The sequence below is a fragment of the Streptomyces sp. NPDC055078 genome, assembly GCF_053607985.1.
In genome coordinates this window covers 1-3,554 of sequence record NZ_JBSGUP010000776.1, presented here as the reverse complement: position 1 = coordinate 3,554, position 3,554 = coordinate 1, and the positions used below count along the sequence as shown (strand labels likewise).

Sequence of the window (3,554 nt, the reverse complement as noted above, 5' to 3'; positions counted from 1 at the left end):
GGGGAGCACAGGGAGCCCGAGGAACCCGGGACACCCGGGACACCCGGGACACCCGGCCGGGACGTGCCGGGACGGGTGCCCCGGGCCGTATCCCGTCCGGCGGCCACCGTCACGGCCCGGCCCTCGCCGATCACCGCGCTCACCGCCGCCTCGCCGAAGACCAGGCGGGCGCGCTCGTCGGGGTCCTCCGCGTCGACCGGGACGTATGCCGCCCCCGCCGCGAGCACCGCGAGGATCGACACATACAGATCAGCGGTACCGGACGGCACCCGCACCCCGACCCGGTCGCCGGGGCCCACGCCCGCGCTGTCGGTCAGCCGCCGCCGCAGGGCCGCCACCTCGCCGAGGAGGGCGCGATAGGTGAGCGGGGCGACACCGTCGTCCACGGCCAGTGCGTCCGGGTGACGGCGGGCGGTCTCGTCGAGGATGTCGAGGAGGGTCCGCTCGGGGGCCGCGTCATCGGCGGTGAAGAGCGCCAGGGACGTCGCGTCGGCGAGCAGCGGGTCGAGCAGATCCGATGGGTCGGCGGCGGTCTCCGGGGCGACGGTCATACAGCACACCGATCGCCGGCCGACAGGACCCGTCCGCCGTGCCGCGCGGGTCCGACCCGCTCGGCACGAGACCGGTTCGTACGCATATCTCACGCTCCGTCCGAAGGTGTGACGTGCGCTACGACTCCCCGTTCCGCGCACGGCGGACCGTACGGCAACCGCACGGCAAACGAGGAGTTTATCCACCGATGACCCGACTCGCCTGTTGTGAGCGCCCCACCCCCGGTAAGGACCGCTCCCGTCCCTGACCCCCTGCGGCCGGGCATCGTCCCAGCTCACGTCGGCGAGCCGGGCGGATATCCGGGCGCCTCCGGACCGCCCCGCCGACGCCCCGGCTGTGTCGAACCCCACCCCCGGGCCGCCCCTGGCCACCACCCGGGGCAGCCCTGGGCGCCACCCGGAACACCACCCGCGCAGGCCCGTGGCCCCGCCCCGAACCCACCGGGAGCCGGTCCGGACGCGTCCGGCCCCATCCGTCCAGATCCATCCGTCCGGACCCGTCCGGACCCACCCGTCCGGACCCACCCCGAATCCCGCCCCGGGGCGGGCCACTCACCCCCTCACCGCGGCGACCAGCGCTCCCCCTTCATCAGATCGCCGAGCCCCACCCAGGCGAAGTTCATCAGCGTCGCCGCCGCCTCCTTCGCCGATACGGCCCCCGCGCCGGTCCCCGTATCGTTCATCCATCCGGCGAGTGACTCCGCCGCCCCCACCAGGGCCTGCGCCAGCCCGGCCACATCGCGCCCGGCCAGTGCGGGCTCCTGCCGGGCGGCCCCGGCCTCGTTGGCCGCGGCGGTGATGAGGCCGGTGACATAGTCGACGATGGCGTCGCGCATCACGGCCACTTCGAGCGCGAAGGGCTCCCCGTGCGTCCGTGCCTGGCGGTGGAGTACGGCCCAGCCGTCCTGGTTCTCGGTGGTGTGGACGAAGAACGCCGTGAGCCCCGCCCACAGCTGGCGGTCGGCCGGCAGCCCCGGTTCGATCGCGGCCTGTACGGCGAGCAGCAGCGCCTCGGCCTCCCGCCGGATACAGGCGGTGAACAGCTCGTCCTTGGAGTGCAGATACAGATAGACCAAGGGCTTGGAGACTCCGGCGAGTTCGGCGATCTCGTCCATCGACGCGGCCCGGTAGCCGCGCTGCCCGAAGGTGCGCACCGCGGCGTCCATCATCTGCCGCTCCCGGACGGCCCTCGGCAGCCGCTTGCTCTTCCCGCCGTTCACATCACCCATGGTCAGAAATTCCCCTCCGCCCCGTCACGGTCCCCTACCGCTCGGTAAGCCTACGGGCCCGCGACAAGGCCCGGAACGCGCCAAGACCCCCTCCCGGGCACGGAACGAACCGTACGGAGAAGGGGGCCTGACGAGGCGGCGGCGGGCTACGCGGTGGCCGGCACGCTCGCCTTCGGCTCCGCGTCGCGCAGATCGTCGATCGGCGACGAGGTGGCCGAGCCGTACGCGTCGTGGTCCAGGATCTTCTCGCGGGCGGCGACGATCACCGGAACGAGCGCCTGGCCGGCGACGTTCGTAGCCGTACGGATCATGTCCAGGATCGGGTCGATCGCCATCAGCAGGCCCACGCCCTCCAGCGGGAGGCCCAGGGTGGAGAGGGTCAGCGTCAGCATGACGGTCGCGCCGGTGAGGCCCGCCGTGGCCGCCGAGCCGACGACCGAGACGAAGGCGATCAGCAGATAGTCCTGGATGCCCAGCTGCACATCGAAGATCTGCGCGATGAAGATCGCCGCCAGCGCCGGGTAGATCGCGGCGCAGCCGTCCATCTTCGTCGTCGCGCCGAACGGGACGGCGAAGGAGGTGTACTCCTTCGGCACGCCGAGCCGCTCGGTGACCTTCTGGGTGACCGGCATCGTGCCGACGGAGGAGCGGGAGACGAAGCCGAGCTGGATCGCGGGCCAGGCGCCCCGGAAGAACTGGATCGGGTTGACCTTGGCGACCGTCGCCAGCAGCAGCGGGTAGACACCGAACAGCACCAGCGCGCAGCCGATGTAGACGTCCGCGGTGAAGGTCGCGTACTTGCTGATCAGGTTCCAGCCGTAGTCGGCGATGGCGAAGCCGATGAGACCGACGGTGCCCAGCGGCGCGAGGCGGATGACCCACCACAGCGCCTTCTGGAGCAGTTCGAGTACGGCCTCGCTGAGGCTGAGGATCGGCTTGGCCTTCTCACCGAGCGCCAGGGCGGCGATCCCGGCGACGGCGGCGATGAAGACGATCTGAAGGACATTCAGCTCGGTGAAGGGGGTGATGACGTCCGTGGGGATGATTCCGGTGAGGAAGTCGATCCAGGACCCGGAGTTCTCCGGCGCCTTGCCGTCCTTGGGGGTGAGGCCGGTGCCCGCGCCGGGGTCGGTGAGCAGGCCGATGGTGATGCCGATGGCGACCGCGATCAGCGAGGTGATCATGAACCAGAGCAGGGTCTGCCCGGCCAGCCGGGCCGCGTTGTTGACCTTGCGGAGGTTGGTGATCGACACCAGGATCGCGAAGAAGACGAGGGGTGCGACCGCCAGCTTCAGCAGCCGGATGAAGATGTCGCCGATATGGCCCAGGGTGTCCTTGAGCCAGCCGATGTCCTGGTTGCGGGCGAGCCAGCCGAGCAGGACACCGAGCACCAGACCGGCGACGATCTGGGCCCAGAAGGGGACCTTGGGTATACGGAAACCGGAGCCCGATGGGCCTCCGGTCGTGGTGGACGCGGTGTTCGCGGACACGGACACACTCCAGTGGGAACTGAATGGGGAGAAGGTGAGGGGATGCGGCGCCCGTGCGCGAGAAGGCGGAGCCGCGGGGAGATGCCGGGGTCAGACCGAACGGCAACAGACCGCGGACATGCAGCGGCAGAGGTCGACATGCAGGCGCGCCACGAGCGGAGGGCTCGCGGCATCGAGGAGGCGCACTGGTGTCGTCACATCAACAGATTAACACCTTAACTTTGAGAACCTCATAGGCCCCCTTGGGGGATGTTCGCCACACAACGGGCACGAGTCACGGACAC

General features: G+C 70.7%; 4 protein-coding genes. All 4 read right to left on the bottom strand.

Features of this window, described 5'->3' with window-relative positions; all coding sequences use genetic code 11:
- Positions 1-551 (bottom strand): AMP-binding protein (locus ACWF94_RS36480; RefSeq protein WP_453498866.1); only part of this gene is annotated, 551 nt, incomplete at its 3' end.
- A gap of 560 nt (positions 552-1,111) precedes the next feature.
- Complete coding sequence (locus tag ACWF94_RS36475; RefSeq protein ID WP_453498864.1) at positions 1,112-1,780, bottom strand: TetR/AcrR family transcriptional regulator; 669 nt, start codon at positions 1,778-1,780, stop codon at positions 1,112-1,114.
- A 146-nt stretch (positions 1,781-1,926) separates the two neighbouring features.
- The gene (locus tag ACWF94_RS36470) at positions 1,927-3,270 is read right to left on the bottom strand and encodes a dicarboxylate/amino acid:cation symporter (RefSeq protein ID WP_453498862.1); all 1,344 of its coding nucleotides are present in this window, start codon (positions 3,268-3,270) and stop codon (positions 1,927-1,929) included.
- A gap of 90 nt (positions 3,271-3,360) precedes the next feature.
- Positions 3,361-3,456, bottom strand: coding sequence for a putative leader peptide (locus tag ACWF94_RS36465; RefSeq protein ID WP_453498868.1), 96 nt, complete (start codon positions 3,454-3,456; stop codon positions 3,361-3,363).
- Between the last annotated feature and the right edge of the window lie 98 nt (positions 3,457-3,554).